We start from the raw sequence: 17,431 nt of genomic DNA on the forward strand, positions 1-17,431 counted from the left end.
TTCAGCCTTCTTGAAGGAAAAAATTCAGGACTTGCCGTGGCCGCCGGACTTGGCCGGCGCATCGCCTGGGCCATTATCGCGGCGGGATGGCGTCGAGGCCGGCGGCTCGGGTTCTTCTTCATCCAGCCCGGCAACGGGGATCGGCGCGCTATCGAAGTAATCCTCGACATCGATGGGCGCTTCGGCGGGTCTTGCCACGGGCGACGGCGACGACGGCGCAGGCTCGATTTGCGCCGGATGCGCATGGCCCCGCGCATCCGGGTCGAGGACGTAATCGGCGGCCGGCGCCTCCACGGGCAGCGCCTCGTGGACGTAGATGCTTGCGGGCGCGGGGGCTTCCGCGGCGTCCGACAGGAATCCGCTTTCGGGATCCACGCGCGAGGGATCGCCATGCATGTCGGCCGCCGGCAAAGCTTCGTCGGCGGCCAGCACCGGCAGCGCAATCCCTGCCGCCGTGGCCAGGCGCCAATGTCGCACGGCGTCGTTCTGGCGATCCAGGCGGTCATACAGGCTGCCCAACAAGGCGTGCGTGCGGGCGTCGGGGCGACGTTCCACGGCTCGCCTCAGATAGCGCTCGCCCTGCCCCCACAGTTGCCCAGTGAGGCACAGCATGCCAAGTGCGCACAGCACTTCCGGATCGGTCGGACGCTGCTGCAGCCATTTCTCGGCACGCTCCAGGCGTCGCGGCACCTGGGATGCATCACAGCGCGAATAGGCCGCCAACAGCCGCGCATCGAAGCCGTGCGCAATGGCGGCCTCGAGTATGCGCGCCGCCTCGTTTGCCTCGCCGGCCGCTTCGAAGGCGGCCGCTCCGGCCAGGGCAATATCGGGCAGCAGGCGTTCTTCCGCCTTGAGATCCTTCCAGATGGGACGCCACGTATCGCCGTCAATGGCGGCACGCAGGCGTGCAGCCCCCGATACGCCGATGACGCGAAGAGCTTCGTCGCGTGCCATGGCGCCACGGCGCGACAGCGCCCGCGCCAGGGTAAACACCTGCTCGTGATGGCCAAGCGCGCGCTCGGCGCGCAGCAGCAGGCGCATCGTATTCAGATGCCGCGCGCCTCCGTCCTGCAACGGAGCCAGCACTTCCAGGGCGCGGGCCGGCTGCCCCTGCTCCAGCAGCAGGTCGGCGGTAACGGTGGCCACGGCCTCGATGAGGCCCGGCTCGCTACCCGCGGCTTCCCGCGCCCGGTCCAGCATGACGTCTCGCCGCACGAATTCGCCCAGGCCCTGCGCGGCGCGTGCCGCCGATAAGGCGGCCAGCACACGGCGATTGCGGCCTTTGGTCTGATCGAGCAGCTTGGCGAGGTCCTTCTCGGCATGCGAATAGCGGCCTTCCAGCAAGCCGATCCACCCGCGCTCGAGCAATTCGTGGTCGCGCGCCTGGGCGCGGCGCCCGCGCCAGGCGCGCATGCGTTCGGGGATGGCCAGCAGCCACGCCAGCAGCCGCAGTCCCACGTAAATGGCCACGAACAGCGCGATCGACAGCAACACCGCGAGGGTCAGCGAGAGCTCCACGCGAAACGGCCAGACCAGCAGCAATACATTGCCGGGGTGGGCCCGCAGGACCACCGCCACGGCAACCGCGACAACCGCCAGCAATAGCGTCCAGAACCAGGCGCGCATGGTTTAGTCCCGCCCTTTGATGGTGCCCGAACTGTCCGCGCGCAGCGCCGCGATGGCGCTCAGACTGTCCGACAGGTCCGGCATGGGTGTCGCGATCTGGATCTGCGCCAGCTCACGCACCAGGCCGAGCGCGGCCAGGGTATCGGGCGAACGGCGGTCGTAATAGGTATCCAACGTGCGGCTCACGGTATCCAGTTCGTTCTTCCAGATAACGGGCTGACGCATCAGCAGCGCCAATTGCACCGTCAGCAAGCGCTGGCGCAGCGTGGAACGCAGTTGTTCCGCCTGCTCCGTGGACAGCAGCAAGGCGGCAGGCTCGTCCACGCGCTGCACACGCACCAGGTCTCCCAGCTCGTGCGCCAGGGCGCCGCCGGCGCGGGCAGGCCAGGAGGCGATCTCCGCGCGCCAGCGCTGCCACCAAGCGGCATCCGGCGGCAGATCTGGCCCTACGGCGGCGGGCGCGGGGCTGGCGGCCGCCGGCGCATCCGCGGGCGCCGCCGATCCGGCGCCGGCCGTCACGGCATCGGGCACCAGAAGAGGCGCCTTGCCCACCAGGGCGACCAGGCGTTCGATACGGCCCGCCTGGACGGGAACGTCGATGGTCTTGACCGCGCGCAGGCGATCCAGGTCGCCGTTGATGGTCTGCTGAAGGCTGGCATAGCGTGGCCGCCCCGCCCGCGCCAAGCGCGATTGCGCCGTTTCCATGGCGACGATGGCATTGCTTACGCTTCCGCCAAGCCGCAACTGCTGATCGGCGATCGTCAGCAACCGTTCGACATCGTTGATCAGGACGTCATCGCTGACGTTGTCGTTGAAGTCCTGCCATGCCTGTTCCAGGGACGTGTATTGGCTTTGTGTTTCCTGCACCGTGGCTTCCAGCGCGGCGACCTTGTCGCTCTGTACTTGCGCCAGGGCCAGGGCCTGCCGCGTCTCCGATCGCGTCTGGTTCAATGCGCTGTTCAGCGCATCCAGCCGGGTGGCGATTTCGCGGCCCGCCGCCAGGAACTGCTGTCGCTGCATCCATAGGGCGGCCACGAGGACCAGCGCCAGCAGGACGACGACAACGAGGGTTGCGACCAGCGGGGAAGCCCCGCCTTTGCGCGCCGCGCGGGGCGACGGAGGACTGGACGCGGCGTTCTTCGGGCCAGCGGATTTCATGTCGGCCGAAGTCGAATTATTGGAGACGACCGGCGCCGCGGCCGGATCGGTGGCAGGAGTCTTTTCTGTCATGGGGCGATTGTATTCGGTACAAATGCGAAACGATGACTCAAGCCGAAACAAAAGCATTAAAGATGGCATCCTCTGCCGGTGCGCAAACCCGTACCGCCCGTCTGGCGGAGGCATCGTAAAGCGCGAGCCGGTCGACCAGACGCGGATGGGTGACGATAAAACGACAGGCATCCCACCAGGGTTCGGCGCCTGCACGCGCCACGTTCGCCCTTACCGCATCGATACTCTCGCCGCTGGTCAGCAGCCAGGTAGGATAATGCGCATCCGCCGCCCAGCGACCCACCTGCGCCAGCGCATCGGCCTCCCAGCGCGCCGGTACGCGCCGGTAGACCGCATGCAGCCGCACCGAAGCCCCGTGGCCATGAAGCTGCTCCGCCAGCCAATCGCGGCCGGCGGTACCCCGTACCAGCAGCACCCGGCGCGGAAGGGGGCCGCGCGCAGCCAACAGCGCCCACAAGGCTTCGGAATCGTGGCGTGGCGCCTCGGCGCCAGGATGGACGATAGCGCACTGGGCGTCCAACTGGCCGGATTGCCGCAGGCGGGCGGCCGTCGCGGGTCCCACGGCCGCGGCAACACAGGACGAGGGCCAGGCCGCCATGCCGAGCGCCCTCAGTTGCTCCAGGTATTGCGCCGCGGCGTTGCCGCTGACGAACACCGCCAGATCGAAATCGCCGGGCAGGGGTATACCCTCCGGCCCCGCGACGAGCGGCTCGATACTGAGCGCCGGCCACATCCGGACCTGCCAGCCGGCCGCATGCAAGCGGGTGGCCAGTGCTTCGTTACGCCCCACGGGACGCGTCAGTATTGCCGTCTGGGCCTCGTTCGGCATCAGGCGCGCTCCGCGAGGTGGCTCAGTCGTGCGCCGACAGTTCGGCCAGGAGCGAAGAAGCGCCCTTGTCCAACAATTCCCGGGCCACTGCCGCGCCTATGGCCTCGGCTTGCGTCGTCGGGCCGGAGCCTTCGGCGTGCAGCACCCGCGCGCCGTCGACCGACGCGACCAGCGCTCTCAGATGCAGGCTGGTGCCGTCGCTCGTGGCGTAGGCGGCCAGGGGCACCTGGCAGGAGCCGCCGAGCGTGCGCGACACCGTCCTTTCAGCGGTCACGCAGGCTGTGGTGCGCGCCGAGGCCAGCGGCGCCAGCCATGCGCGGGCGTCATCGCGATCGGCGCGGATTTCGATGCCCAATGCCCCCTGCCCCGCGGCTGGCAGGCTTTCCTCGACGTCCAGGACGGCGCGGATGCGCTGCGCCAGCCCCAGGCGTTCGAGCCCGGCAGCCGCCAATACGATGGCGTCATAGTCGCCGGCATCCAGTTTGGCGAGTCGCGTATCCAGATTGCCGCGCAGGGGGCGCACCACGAGGTGCGGGTAGCGCGCGCGAATCTGGGATTCGCGGCGCAGGCTGGAAGTGCCGACCACGGCCCCCTCGGGCAGATCCCGGAGTGCCGCGTACCGGTTGGATACGAAGGCATCGCGGGGATCCGCGCGCTCGAGCATGGCGCACAGCTCGAAGGAGACGTGCAGATCGATCGGCACATCCTTGAGCGAATGCACCGCCAGATCGGCCCGCCCATCCAGGAGGGCGTTTTCCAGCTCCTTGACGAACAAGCCCTTGCCGCCGACCTTGGAAAGCGTCCGATCCAGGATCTGATCGCCTCGCGTGGTCAACGTCAGGAGCTCCACCGCACAGTGCGGATACAGAGCCAGCAGGCGGTCCCGCACGTGCTCGGTCTGCCACAGTGCCAGGCGACTCGCCCGGGTGGCAATGATCAAACGGCTAGGTTGGGACACAGGCGGATGCTCAGGCGAAATGGGCGGCCACCACGGTCACGATAATCCCCAGCACGGCGAGGATAAACAGGCCTTGGAGCAGGCTCAGGCCCGTTTCGGATTGCTGGGATTTGCCAGTTTTAAGCAGACTCATGCACGGATTCCTTGGAGACGACCTTGCGGCTTGCCAGCCACCGTCCCAAAAGAACGACGAACAGCGCGCCGGCTATTTCAGCGCCCAATTTAACCATAGCCGGCTGCGGCCCGAATTGACCTTCGACAACAACGTCGGTAATAACCATGCCGCCCGCGATCCAGCCCAGCAGACCGGCACCGAACATAACCACCACGGGATAGCGGTCGATGAGCTTGAGCACCAGGGTGGAACCCCAGATGATGATCGGCACGCTGACCAGCAGGCCGAACACCACAAGCCCGATCTGATGGCTGGGATCGGCATTCTGCGCGGCGCCGGCAATGGCGATGACGTTGTCCAGGCTCATGACGAAATCCGCGACGATGATGGTTTTGACCGCGGAAGCGATGGACGCGCTGCCCTGGATCTTGTCGTGTCCGTCCTCTTCGGGGAGCAGCAGCTTGACGCCGATCCACAGCAGCAGCAGGCCTCCTACGACCTTCAGGAAAGGAATGTTCAGCAGGGTCAGGGCGAAGGCAATCAGCACGACGCGCAGCAGGATGGCGCCGGCGGTACCCCACAGGATGCCCTGCATCCGCTGCTTGGGCGCCAGGTTGCGGCAGGCCAGCGCGATGACCACGGCGTTGTCGCCGCCCAACAGGATATCGATCAGGATGATCTGGAAAACGGCCGCCCAACTGAGCGTCTGGAAGAATTCAAGCACGTCACAACCCCCACAACATGGTTTTCATTCAAGCCGATTGGAGCAAATAAGCAGCCCGCGCACCAGCTTTCCGCAGGCGGCGGGCATCGGCCCTGTCAGGGGATTGTAATTCAGCTTTTCGTCAGATTTGCTCCGACTGTTTAAGATTTTTGTCAGGATGGCGCCGGGCAATCATGATCTTGCCCAGCAATAGCACCAGAATCGCGCCGCAGGCACCCGCCATCAGGGCAAGGTTGTGCTCGGTCGTCCCCAGCGCGGCGTCGAGCCGCACCACCGATTCGTGCAGCGCCGGATCGCCCACCAGCAGTTCGCCGGCGATGAAGCCCAGCAGCGCGGCTCCCACCCATACGATCAGCGGGAAGCGCTCGATGACCTTCAGCAGCAGCGTGCTGCCGAAGATAACCAGCGGAATACTGATGGCCAGACCCACGACCAGCAGCGTGGTGTCGCCCATGGCGGCGGCGGCAACCGCCACCACGTTATCCAGGCTCATCACCAGGTCTGCGATCATGATGGTGCGAATGGCGGAAAGCAGATTGCCGTGGGACTTGGCATCACCGTCGTCCTCGTCTTCCGGCATCAGCAAAGACACGCCGATATAGACCAGCAGAACCGCGCCTATCAGTTTCAGCCAGGGCAGCAACAGGAGTTTGGCGGCCACCAGCGTCAGCACGATCCGCATGATGATGGCGGCGGCCGAACCGATGACGATGGCTTTCTTCTGCTGGGTGGGCGGTAGCGAACGGGCCGCCAGCGCGATGACGACGGCGTTATCCCCGGACAGAAGGATATTGACCCAGATAATTTGCAGAAGCGCGAGCCAGAAAGCGGCTTGTGTTAATTCCATACCCCTCGTTCCTCGATCCCTCAATGGTTTGAAAAGCCGAACCCCATCCCTGCGCAGCGATCGGGAAAATCGCGTGGCGCTAAGTTTATTTATCGCGGGGGACGTCGAACATTATATCGAGGCATAGACAAAACGTTCAGCTGTTTGTTGGATTTCTGAGGGAAAACCGCAGGTTTTTTGTCAGCTTGATGACATACAGCTGAGCTGAAAACCGACAATCTTTCATATAGCTTTCTTTTATCTGACTAATTTCTGAATACTGGCGGGAAGCGCGCCCATTCTTCTTTCGAGCATTAACCGATACTGGGCACCGAAACGAAGCTGTATGCTGACTTTAAACTGAAATAAAGCTGAATTAAAACTGAATTAAAACTGACCGTTAACTGAACATTGTCCGAGCCCTGAACCGAATATCCCTCCGTACGGTGGCGAGCGAAGCGCAATAAAAAAGGCTGGCGTGAAAAAGCCCGCCATAGGGCGGGCTTCTGACTGCATCCGGCGCCGGGGTGCGGCGCCGATGCGCGCCCCGGCGCTATGGCCGGGAGGCGATTACAGCACCGACTTCAGCAGCTTGCCCATCTCGGACGGATTGCGCGTCGTCCGGATGCCGCAGGCTTCCATGACTTCCAGCTTCGCGTCGGCCGTATCGGCTCCGCCGGAAATCAGCGCGCCGGCGTGGCCCATGCGCTTTCCGGGAGGTGCCGTGACACCCGCGATGAAGCCAACCACCGGCTTCTTCATGTTGTCCTTGGCCCACTCGGCAGCGGCGACTTCGTCCGGACCGCCGATTTCGCCAATCATGATGACGGCGTCGGTGTCGGGATCGTCATTGAACAGCTTCAACACGTCGATATGCTTCAGGCCGTTGATCGGGTCGCCACCGATGCCGACGGCGCTGGACTGCCCCAGCCCGAGTTCCGTCACCTGGGCGACGGCTTCGTAGGTGAGCGTGCCGGAACGGCTGACGATGCCGACACGGCCTTTACGGTGGATGTGTCCGGGCATGATGCCGATTTTGATTTCATCGGGCGTGATCAGGCCGGGGCAGTTGGGTCCCAGCAGCAAGGTCTTGCTGCCCTTTTGCTTCATGCGGTTGCGCACTTCCAGCATGTCGCGAACCGGGATGCCCTCGGTGATGCAGATCGCCAGGTCCAGTTCGGCTTCCACGGCTTCCCAGATCGCGGCCGCAGCGCCCGCGGGCGGCACGTAGATGACCGACACGGTCGCGCCAGTGGCCGCCTTGGCGTCCTTGACCGAAGCGTAGATGGGAATGCCTTCGAAGTCCTCGCCCGCCTTCTTGGGGTTCACGCCAGCCACGAAGGCGGCTTTGCCGTTGGCGTAGTCGCGGCACATACGGGTATGGAACTGACCCGTCTTGCCCGTGATGCCTTGGGTGATGACTTTAGTGTCCTTGTTGATCAAGATCGACATTTGTGAATCCTTGGCAATAACTTCTTATTTGACGGCGGCAACGACCTTGGTGGCCGCTTCGGCCATGGTGTCGGCGCTGATAATGGGCAGTCCGGAATCGGCCAGCATCTTCTTGCCGAGTTCTTCGTTGGTGCCCTTCATGCGGACCACCAACGGAACGTTCAGATTGACGGCCTTGCACGCGGTGATCACGCCCTCGGCGATCACGTCGCAGCGCATGATGCCGCCGAAGATATTGACCAGGATGGCCTTCACGCTCTTGTTCTTGAGCATGATCTTGAACGCTTCGGTCACTTTTTCCGCCGTGGCGCCGCCGCCGACGTCCAGGAAGTTGGCCGGCTCGCCGCCGAACAGCTTGATGGTGTCCATCGTGGCCATCGCCAGGCCAGCGCCGTTCACCAGGCAGCCGATGTTGCCGTCCAGCTGGATGTAGGCCAGGTCGAACTTGCTGGCTTCGATTTCGGCCGGATCTTCTTCATCCAGGTCGCGGTAGGCGACGATTTCAGGATGACGGAACAACGCGTTCGAGTCGAAGTTGAACTTGGCGTCCAGGGCGATGATGTTGCCTTTGCTGTCGCGGTTCAGGGGATTGATTTCGACCAGGGACGCGTCCGTTTCCATGTAGCACTTGTAGAGCTTCTGGAACAGGTCCACCGTCTGGGCGGTCGAATCGGCGGGCATGCCGATGGCATCGGCCACCTTCTTGCCCTGCTCGGCGGTCAGGCCGACCAGCGGATCGATGTATTCGGTGACGATTTTCTCGGGCGACGAATGCGCGACTTCCTCGATGTCCATGCCGCCTTCGCTCGACGCGATCAAGGCGACTTTCTGGGTCGCGCGGTCGGTCACCAGCGAAACGTAGTATTCCTTCTGGATATCCGCGCCTTCTTCGATGTACAGGCGGTTCACCTTCTGACCCTGCGGACCGGTCTGGTGCGTGACCAGCTGCATGCCGAGGATTTCGCTGGAGAGCTTGCGGACCTCTTCGATCGAGCGGGCCAGCTTCACGCCGCCACCCTTGCCGCGGCCACCGGCGTGGATCTGCGCCTTCACGACCCAGACAGGTCCGCCCAGTTTTTCCGCCGCGCTTACGGCTTCGTCAACGGTGAAGGCGGGAATACCGCGCGGCACGGTCACGCCAAATTTCTTCAGCAGTTCCTTGCCTTGATACTCGTGGATTTTCATGTGTTACCTGTCAGGTCGTATGAGAAAAAAGAGAGGAATCAGAAGCGGCATCCTCGTCCGGGACTGCCCCGGTATGCCACTTGGGGTAGTACTTGAGGACCACGGGTCCGTCGGTACTGAGCGCATGGCAGCCATCCAGCTGGAAGGGCCGCTTGCTGGGATCGGGGTTTTCACGGCGCCGTCCGGCCATGGTTTGCACCGCGGCCGTGGGCAGCACCAGCGCGAGTTCGCTCATGTGCGTACAGCCGGCCACACGTCCGAAACGCGTCTTGACCTGCTGGCGAAAGCCCCGGACCAGGTTCATGCCGACCAAGTCCCGATAGGCGTCCTCGATACTCGTGCAGTGCCCGCCATAGGGCGCGGCATCGTAGACCGCCTGCGCCGCCACGATCGTGTAGTCGGAATCGATGGTGATACGCAGATGCATATGATGCACCGGCTGGCCGGCATGCAACGTATCGCCTTCGTGCTTGACGAAGTCGTAGGCCTTGACATCGATGAGCTCGGCCTCGATGTCCCACAGACCGTCCTCGCGCACATAGCCCTGCACGCGTATCGAGCGCGTATGCAGGGGGGTACGGGAGACTTCCGGTGGCGGCAGGGGCATGCGTGGTCAGCTAAGGTTGCTGCAAGGCAACAAAACCTTCAAAGTATAGCGCACGGCCCATTATCAAAAAACCGGGGCCGGTTCCCGGGGGGAGACCGGCCCCACCACGCCCGCAGGGCCGGTCAGACCTGGGCGCGCAGTTGGCGCGCAGCGTCGACCATGCTGACCAGCGCGGCTTCGGTTTCCGGCCATGCCCGCGTCTTCAGGCCGCAGTCCGGATTCACCCAAAGGCGCTCTTTGGGCAGGCGGCCCGCGGCCTTTTCCATCAATTGCACCATCCATTCCACGTCCGGGACGTTGGGCGAATGGATGTCGTATACGCCCGGCCCGATGTCGTTGGGATAGCGGAAATCCTCGAAAGCCTTGAGCAGCTCCATGTTCGACCGGGAGGTCTCGATGGTGATGACGTCGGCATCCATCGCGGCGATCGATTCGATGATGTCGTTGAACTCCGCATAACACATATGGGTATGGATCTGTGTATCCTCCTGCACGCCTCCGGTCGACAGGCGGAAGCAATCCACCGCCCAGCCCAGGTAGGCCGGCCAGTCGGCGCGGCGCAGCGGCAGGCCCTCGCGGATGGCCGGTTCGTCGATCTGGATCACGCGGATGCCCGCTTTTTCCAGGTCGACGACTTCGTCGCGCAATGCCAGCGCCAATTGACGGCAGGTTTGTTCTCGCGGCTGGTCGTCGCGGACGAAAGACCATTGCAGGATCGTCACCGGCCCCGTCAGCATGCCCTTCACGGGCTTGTCCGTCAGGGATTGCGCGTACGAGGACCACCCCACCGTCATCGGCGCGGGGCGCGCCACGTCGCCGAAGATCACGGGCGGTTTGACGCAACGCGAGCCATAGCTCTGCACCCAGCCGTTGCGCGTGAAGGCAAAGCCGGCCAGCAGTTCGCCGAAATACTCGACCATATCGTTGCGTTCCGGCTCTCCATGCACCAGGACGTCCAGGCCAACATTTTCCTGGAAGCGGATGACCGACTCGATTTCCTTCCGGATCGCGGTTTCATAGGCCGAATCGCTGATCGCGCCGGCCTTCCAATCCCGCCGCAGAGCCCGGATCTCCGCCGTCTGCGGGAAAGAGCCTATCGTCGTGGTGGGAAATGCGGGCAGGCGAAGCTTCTCCTGCTGATGGGCGATGCGTTGCACGAACGGCGCACGGTCGCGCCGCACGTCGTCGGCAGCTGCCATGCGGCGCGCGACGGCGGGATTGTGGATGCGCGGGGATTGGGCGCGGTTGGCCAGCGCGGCGCGCTGCGTCCGCAGTGCTTCCTGTACCACAGGATCCCGAGCGTCATCCAGCGCGCGCGCCAATGTACGCACTTCGTCCAGCTTCTGCACCGCGAAAGACAGCCAGCTCTTGAGCTCGTCATCGAGCTCGGTCTCGAAACCCAGGTCCACCGGCACGTGCAGCAGCGAGCAGGACGGAGCGACCCAGAGCCGGTCGCCCAGTGCGGCCTTGGCGGGCGCCAATGCGCGCAACGCCGCGTCCAGATCCGTGCGCCAGATATTGCGGCCATTGACGATACCGGCCGACAGTACCTTCGAACCGATGACCTGCAGCAGCGGCACAAGCTGCTCCGGAGCGCGAACGAGGTCCACGTGCAGCCCCGCCACCGGCAAGCCGGCCGCGGTGGCCAGGTTGTTCCGCAAGCCGTCGAAGTAAGTCGCCACCAACACTTTCACCGGGGCGCCGGACAACCGCGTATAGGTCTCGGCATAGGCTGCGCGCCATGCCGCGGGCAAATCCAGCGCCAGGATGGGCTCGTCGATCTGTACCCACTCGACACCCAGCTCGGCGATCTTCCGCAGGACCTGGGTGTAGACGGGTAGCAGGGCCGCCAGCAGGTCCAGCTTCGCGGCATCGCCCGGGCCGGCATAGGCATCCCCCTTGCCCAGCCACAACCAGGTCAAAGGACCGGGAATCACGGGCTTGACCCGATAGCCCGACTCCAGGGCTTCGCGTATCTGGTCGAACAGCGACTCGCGCGCGACGCGGAACGACTGTCCCGGCGTCAGTTCAGGGACGATGTAGTGGTAGTTGGTATCGAACCACTTCGTCATCTCGCAAGCCGCGGCGGGGGTACCGGTGGGCGCGCGGCCGCGCCCCATGCGAAACAATGTATCCAGGCCGACCGGTGCATCGGCTGGCTGCCCGAAGCGCGCCGGAACCGCACCCAGCAATGTGGTCCATTCCAGCACGTGGTCGTACCACGCGAAGTCGCCGACCGGAATCAGATCCACGCCCGCATCGGCCTGCGCCTTCCAATGCCGGGCGCGTAATTCGCGCCCGATTTCCTGCAGGCTCTCCAGCGACGACTTGCCGGCCCAATAGGACTCGACCGCGCGTTTCAATTCGCGCTGGGCCCCGATACGAGGGAAGCCAAGATTATGAATGATAGTCATGGAAATCCGGAATCCAACAAAGAATGTTCAAGTCCGGGCATTGTGCGCGCGTTTAACTTTGAATCAAAATCAATGTTTGCATCGATTTCATGAAAAAAATTCATATAGAATGGTTGCTTGGGCCAAGGATCCCATAGTGCCGGTTACCACGGCCCCATCGATTTTCATTGAACGCCACGCACGCGTTTGCCTCTCTTCGGCCCCGACATGCTCGAAATCCGCCATCTGGAAACCCTTGCCGCAATCCGCGACGGGGGCAGTCTTCAGGAAGCCGCCGACCGGCTGCACCTCACGCAGTCCGCCCTGTCTCATCAGTTGCGCGAACTGGAGTCCCGGCTCGGCACCCCCCTGTTGAACCGCAGGACGCGACCAGCTCGCCTGACCACGGCGGGCCTGCGCGTACTGGCACTGGCCGACGATATCCTGCCGCGGCTGCGCGCCACGGAACGGGAACTGCAACGCCTGGCCGCCGGCAGGACCGGCCGCCTGCACCTGGCGATCGAATGCCACTCCTGTTTCCAGTGGCTGATGCCGGCCCTCGATGCATTCCGGGCGCAATGGCCCGAAGTGGCACTGGATCTGTCCGCCGCGTTTTCCTTCGCGCCCTTGCCCGCGCTGCTGCGTGGCGACCTGGATCTGGTGATTACCTCGGATCCCCAGGCGCTGGACGCCATCGATTATGTCCCGCTGTTCGGCTACGAACTGGTACTGGCCGTGTCCGAAGCCCATCCCCTGGCATCGCAGCGCTATATCCGGCCGGAACAGTTGGCCGACCAGACCTTGATCACCTATCCTGTCGATCGCCAGCGCCTGGACGTCTTCACGGCCTTCCTTGACCCTGCCGACGTGGAACCCGCGGCCGTGCGCAAGGCGGAACTGACACCCATCATCGCCCAATTGATTGCCAGCAACCGCGGGGTTGCGGCGCTGCCGAATTGGGCCTTGACCGAGTATCTGGACAAGGGCTGGCTACGGGTGTGTCGCTTGGGCCCGCAAGGCGTATGGCGAACGCTGTACGCCGCAATCCGAAACGAGGATGCGGATGCCCCGTTCATCAAGGATTTCCTGACTATCGCCAGGGATGTGAGTTTCCGTACCCTGACCGGAATCAAAGCGGCTGGAGCATGGGCGGGCGAAACGCGCGCAGAATAGCGACACAGCCCAGACCTGCGCCATGCGTAGTCGCGGGGTCGACGCCCCCTGATCCGTGGCTATTCGGGGAAACCACCGGTGAAGACAGCCGGCATGCCCCGGCAGGCGCCTGTCATTCGTCCTGGTCGTCGCCCAGTACCCGACGGATGACATCGTGCGCAAAGCCACGCGCCGCAAGAAAACGCGCCTGCTTGGCGTACGCGGCACGATCGGCCGGCCGCTCGCCGAAACGCTTGTTCCATACTGCCACGGCGCGGTCGTATTCCGTCGCGCGCAGGCCGTCTCGAAGCTCGCCTATCTGGGTTTCGTCGACGCCGTGCTGGCGCAATTCCTGCACAATGCGCGCCGAGCCCTGACGTTCGGCGCGGCGATGCACCAGGCTTTCGGCAAAACGCCGGGTGGATAGCCAGCCTTCCCGTTCCAGCTCGTCCAGCAAGGCATCCAAGGCAGCGGCGTCATCCGCATACGGGCTGAGCTTGCGCGCCAGCTCGCTGCGCGCGTATTCACGGCGGGATAGATAGCCCACCGCACGAGCTTTCAGCGTGGGCCCGCGCTTTTGCTCGGCCCGGTCGCCGACACGGAAGGGATCGTCCGCGGAACCGTCGGAAGAGAGATTGCCGAACCTCGCGCCGCGGCGACCGGAAATCATCAGCGGTTAGTCCTCTTCGGCCCCGCTTTCGGCAAAGGTATTGGCGCGGCTGACAATGCCCTGGTTCTCGCGTATGCGATTTTCGATCTCCAGGGCCATTTCGCGATGTTCTTTCAGGTATTCGCGAACGTTGTCCTTACCCTGGCCGATGCGGTCGCCCTTGTAGCTGTACCACGCGCCGGATTTGTCCACGATGCCGGCCTGCACACCCAGGTCGATGATTTCACCTTCGCGTGAAATGCCGCTGCCGTACATGATGTCGAATTCCGCCTGCTTGAAGGGCGGGGACACTTTGTTCTTGACGACCTTGACGCGCGTTTCGTTGCCGACGACCTCTTCCCCTTTCTTGATCGAGCCGATGCGGCGGATATCCAGCCGCACGGAGGAATAGAACTTCAACGCATTGCCGCCGGTGGTGGTTTCCGGATTGCCGAACATCACGCCAATCTTCATCCGGATCTGGTTGATGAAGATGACCATGCAGTTCGTACGCTTGATGGTGGCGGTCAGCTTGCGCAGCGCCTGGCTCATCAGGCGGGCTTGCAGGCCGGGCAACGAATCGCCCATTTCGCCTTCGATTTCGGCCTTGGGCACGAGCGCGGCGACCGAGTCGATGACAATGAGGTCGACCGAGCCCGAACGGACCAGTGCATCGGTGATTTCGAGGGCCTGCTCGCCCGTGTCCGGTTGGGAGATGAGCAGGTCGGTCAGGTTGACGCCGAGCTTGGCGGCGTATTGCACGTCCAGCGCGTGTTCGGCATCGACGAACGCGCACGTGCCGCCGATTTTTTGCATTTCGGCGATGACCTGCAGCGTCAGCGTGGTCTTGCCCGACGATTCCGGCCCGTAGATCTCGATTACCCGGCCGCGCGGCAGTCCACCCACGCCCAGGGCGATATCCAGGCCCAGCGACCCCGTGGACACCACCTGGATGTCATGCTCGACCTCGTTGTCGCCATACCGCATGATCGAACCCTTGCCGAACTGCTTTTCGATCTGCGATAGGGCCGCGGCGAGCGCCTTGGCTTTTTCCGAGGCGGCTGCCTTGCTGGTTTTGTCGTCCATGAAATGTCCTGTCTGGCGGTTTCTAGCGAATGGAAAATATGGTGGCCAGTGTCTTGCGATCGACGCCTGGTTTGCCATGTGCGTTAACCATATCGGCCGGATTATGGCATCGGATTATACTGTACAAAAAAACAGTATGACAAATTTTTCCGCGTTATCCCGTGTGGGCAAGCGCGAACGGGCGTGACAGAATCGGCCCAGGAGAGCGGAGACAGTCCGGAAACCATCCGGCATACCAGAACACCACAACGGAAAACCGTCACGGCCGCAACCCGGCACGAACGGACGCGCTCAGCTCAAGAAACCATAACGATCCACGAGAGAGCCTGGTCCCATGCGCATACTTATCGCCGAAGACGACAGCATTCTTGCCGACGGACTATCCCGTTCGCTGCGACACAACGGCTATGCCGTCGATGCCGTCCGCGACGGCATGGCCGCCGACCTGGCACTGGCCGCCCAGGCCTTCGACCTGCTGATTCTGGACCTGGGATTGCCGCAACTGGCCGGGCTGGAAGTCCTGAGACGGCTGCGCGCGCGCAACGCCCAACTTCCGGTGCTTATTCTAACCGCCGCCGATAGCATCGAGCAGCGCGTCAAGGGGCTGGACCTGGGGGCGGACGACTACATGGCCAAGCCATTCGCCCTGTCCGAGCTGGAGGCCCGCGTGCGGGCGCTGACGCGCCGCGGCGCGGGCGGCGGCGCCAGCCTGATCCGCCACGGCCGGCTGGTCTTCGACCAGGCGGGCCGGGTGGCCTCGGTGGACGATCAGCCGCTGGACCTGTCCGCCCGCGAAGTCGGCCTGCTCGAAATCCTGCTCATGCGCAGCGGACGGATGGTAAGCAAGAATCAGCTGGTGGACCATCTGTGCGAATGGGGCGACGAAGTCAGCACCAACGCCATCGAAGTCTACGTGCACCGCTTGCGCAAGAAACTGGAGCCGACCGGCGTCCGGATCATGACCGTGCGTGGCCTGGGCTATTGCCTGGAACGGGATCATGGCGCGGGCGAACTCGCACACTGAAACACCCCGCGTCCCGCCATTGAATCAGGAGGCGCTGGATATCCTCCGCAATGGCACGCGCGGCCCGTCCTTCGCTCTGCCCCGGCGCTCGCTGCTGGGCGAGATCCTCGATTGGATGCTGGCGCCGTTGTTCCTGCTATGGCCCATGAGCGTGGCGATCACCTACGTGGTCGCACAGAATATCGCCGATGTGCCCTATGACCGCGCGCTTGCCGGCCACTTGCGCGTACTCGCGCGACAGGTCCATACCGTCGACGGCAAAACGGTGCTGGACATGACGGACCCGGTGCGCGGCATGCTGCGCGGCAACGACACGGACAGCGTTTTCTGGCTCGCGCTGGACGGGCACGGCCGCTATCTGGGCGGCGACCGCGAGCTACCGCGGCCCAAGGGCGTGGACGTCGCGGCGCCCGGCGCCGTGCGCTACGAGGACAGCACGCTGCGCGGCTTCGCCATCCGCCTGGCCTATACCCGGGTCGACGCGGGTGCGGCGAGGGACACCCCGCTCCTGCTTATCGTCGCGGAAACCGCCGAACGGCGCGCGCAGTTGGCCAACGACATCATCAAAGGCGTCATCATTCCGCAATTCATCGTGCTGCCCATCGCGGTCCTGCTGGTATGGTTCGGGCTCTCGCGCGGGGTGGCGCCCCTGAATGCCCTGCAACAACGCCTGCGGGCACGCAGGCCCGACGATCTATCGCCCATCGATGAACGTGCGACGCCAAGCGAAATCGCACCCCTGGTAGCGGCGATCAACGATTTGCTGGAACGCCTGTCGGCGACCGTTCAGACGCAGCGCCGCTTCGTTGCCGACGCGGCGCACCAGTTGAAGACACCGCTGGCGGGCCTGCGGACGCAGGCGGAACTGGCCCTGCGCGATGCCAGCCCGGACGAAATGCAGACCAGCCTGCGCCAGTTGGTGGTAGGGTCCGAACGCGCCACGCGCCTGGTCAACCAGCTGCTGCTGCTCGCGCGGGCCGAAAACCCGGCAACAATAGGCATGACGGCGACCGACCTGAACGGCCTTGCGAGGGAGCAAACCATCGTGTGGGCGCCGCAGGCCCTGGCGATCGGCATTGACCTGGGATTCGAGGAGGCGGGCCGGCCGGTGCCCATCGCGGGCAACGCGATCCTGCTGGCCGAGCTGCTGAACAATCTGGTGGACAATGCGTTGCGCTACACACCGCGCGGCGGTCGGGTAACCGTGCGGGTGCGCGCCTTGCCCGCCGCCGCACTGCTGGAGGTCGAGGATTCCGGCCCGGGCATCCCGCCGGACGAGCGGGAACGCGTTTTCGACCGCTTCTACCGGGTATTGGGCACGCCGGCCGAGGGCAGCGGCCTGGGCCTGGCCATCGTGCGGGAAATCGCGCAAAAGCATGGCGCGACACTGGAACTCGCCGACAACCCTTCGCCGGGCAGCAGCCAGCGGGGACTGAGAATCAGTGTGCGGTTCCCCAAGAATTTACAATTAGAAACATAAATCGCGGTCTGCGTCAGGAAAACGTCAGACCCCCGTCAGCGTTCTTGCCTACCGTGGCGGTCAGCCGCTCCGCTACCGCGGGCGGGCCTGCACAT

The 17,431-nt window shown here is 64.1% G+C and carries 16 protein-coding genes; 3 read left to right on the top strand and 13 right to left on the bottom strand.

What is annotated here, in order from left to right; all coding sequences use genetic code 11:
- Positions 1–24: 24 nt before the first annotated feature.
- The 11 genes from ACO1P8_RS00660 to metE all read right to left on the bottom strand — a co-directional run bounded on the left by ACO1P8_RS00660 (position 25) and on the right by metE (position 11,966).
- Complete coding sequence (locus tag ACO1P8_RS00660; RefSeq protein WP_486294014.1) at positions 25–1,626, bottom strand: heme biosynthesis HemY N-terminal domain-containing protein; 1,602 nt, start codon at positions 1,624–1,626, stop codon at positions 25–27.
- Positions 1,627–1,629: 3 nt separating this feature from the next.
- A complete protein-coding gene (locus ACO1P8_RS00665) occupies positions 1,630–2,856 on the bottom strand; it encodes a uroporphyrinogen-III C-methyltransferase (protein ID WP_486294015.1) in 1,227 nt (408 codons plus the stop codon).
- A 37-nt stretch (positions 2,857–2,893) separates the two neighbouring features.
- A complete protein-coding gene (locus tag ACO1P8_RS00670; RefSeq protein ID WP_486294016.1) occupies positions 2,894–3,685 on the bottom strand; it encodes a uroporphyrinogen-III synthase in 792 nt (263 codons plus the stop codon).
- A gap of 22 nt (positions 3,686–3,707) precedes the next feature.
- Entirely contained in the window at positions 3,708–4,643 is a 936-nt protein-coding gene (hemC, locus tag ACO1P8_RS00675) for a hydroxymethylbilane synthase (protein ID WP_486294017.1), read from the bottom strand.
- A gap of 10 nt (positions 4,644–4,653) precedes the next feature.
- A complete protein-coding gene (locus ACO1P8_RS00680) occupies positions 4,654–4,776 on the bottom strand; it encodes a hypothetical protein (RefSeq protein ID WP_254926078.1) in 123 nt (40 codons plus the stop codon).
- A complete protein-coding gene (locus ACO1P8_RS00685; RefSeq protein ID WP_486294018.1) occupies positions 4,763–5,482 on the bottom strand; it encodes a TerC family protein in 720 nt (239 codons plus the stop codon). The genes ACO1P8_RS00680 and ACO1P8_RS00685 overlap by 14 nt, the downstream gene beginning before the upstream one ends.
- Before the next feature lie 121 nt (positions 5,483–5,603).
- A complete protein-coding gene (locus tag ACO1P8_RS00690) occupies positions 5,604–6,329 on the bottom strand; it encodes a TerC family protein (protein WP_486294019.1) in 726 nt (241 codons plus the stop codon).
- Positions 6,330–6,878: 549 nt separating this feature from the next.
- Positions 6,879–7,760 (bottom strand): succinate--CoA ligase subunit alpha, encoded by an 882-nt coding sequence (gene sucD, locus ACO1P8_RS00695; protein WP_486294020.1) that lies wholly within the window; start codon positions 7,758–7,760, stop codon positions 6,879–6,881.
- A gap of 24 nt (positions 7,761–7,784) precedes the next feature.
- Complete coding sequence (gene sucC, locus ACO1P8_RS00700; RefSeq protein ID WP_486294021.1) at positions 7,785–8,945, bottom strand: ADP-forming succinate--CoA ligase subunit beta; 1,161 nt, start codon at positions 8,943–8,945, stop codon at positions 7,785–7,787.
- A gap of 10 nt (positions 8,946–8,955) precedes the next feature.
- Complete coding sequence (locus ACO1P8_RS00705; RefSeq protein ID WP_486294022.1) at positions 8,956–9,552, bottom strand: DUF2889 domain-containing protein; 597 nt, start codon at positions 9,550–9,552, stop codon at positions 8,956–8,958.
- Positions 9,553–9,674: 122 nt separating this feature from the next.
- Entirely contained in the window at positions 9,675–11,966 is a 2,292-nt protein-coding gene (gene metE / locus ACO1P8_RS00710) for a 5-methyltetrahydropteroyltriglutamate--homocysteine S-methyltransferase (RefSeq protein WP_486294023.1), read from the bottom strand.
- A gap of 207 nt (positions 11,967–12,173) precedes the next feature.
- Between metE and ACO1P8_RS00715 the strand changes: the two genes are divergently transcribed.
- On the top strand, positions 12,174–13,118 hold the full coding sequence (locus ACO1P8_RS00715) for a LysR family transcriptional regulator (protein ID WP_486294024.1): 945 nt from the start codon (positions 12,174–12,176) through the stop codon (positions 13,116–13,118).
- A 112-nt stretch (positions 13,119–13,230) separates the two neighbouring features.
- Here the strand turns inward: ACO1P8_RS00715 and recX are convergent, their stop codons facing one another.
- Together recX and recA are read right to left on the bottom strand one after the other, a co-directional pair.
- A complete protein-coding gene (gene recX, locus ACO1P8_RS00720) occupies positions 13,231–13,767 on the bottom strand; it encodes a recombination regulator RecX (protein ID WP_486294025.1) in 537 nt (178 codons plus the stop codon).
- Between the two features lie 6 nt (positions 13,768–13,773).
- Positions 13,774–14,832: a recombinase RecA gene (recA, locus tag ACO1P8_RS00725; RefSeq protein WP_486294026.1), complete on the bottom strand. Its 1,059-nt coding sequence runs from the start codon at positions 14,830–14,832 to the stop codon at positions 13,774–13,776.
- A gap of 334 nt (positions 14,833–15,166) precedes the next feature.
- On the opposite strand from recA, the gene ACO1P8_RS00730 reads away from it, so the two are divergent.
- On the top strand, positions 15,167–15,856 hold the full coding sequence (locus ACO1P8_RS00730; RefSeq protein ID WP_094841303.1) for a response regulator: 690 nt from the start codon (positions 15,167–15,169) through the stop codon (positions 15,854–15,856).
- A 115-nt stretch (positions 15,857–15,971) separates the two neighbouring features.
- A complete protein-coding gene (locus ACO1P8_RS00735) occupies positions 15,972–17,336 on the top strand; it encodes a sensor histidine kinase N-terminal domain-containing protein (RefSeq protein ID WP_486294110.1) in 1,365 nt (454 codons plus the stop codon).
- Positions 17,337–17,431 lie beyond the last annotated feature (95 nt).

The sequence above is a fragment of the Bordetella sp. genome, assembly GCF_057362025.1.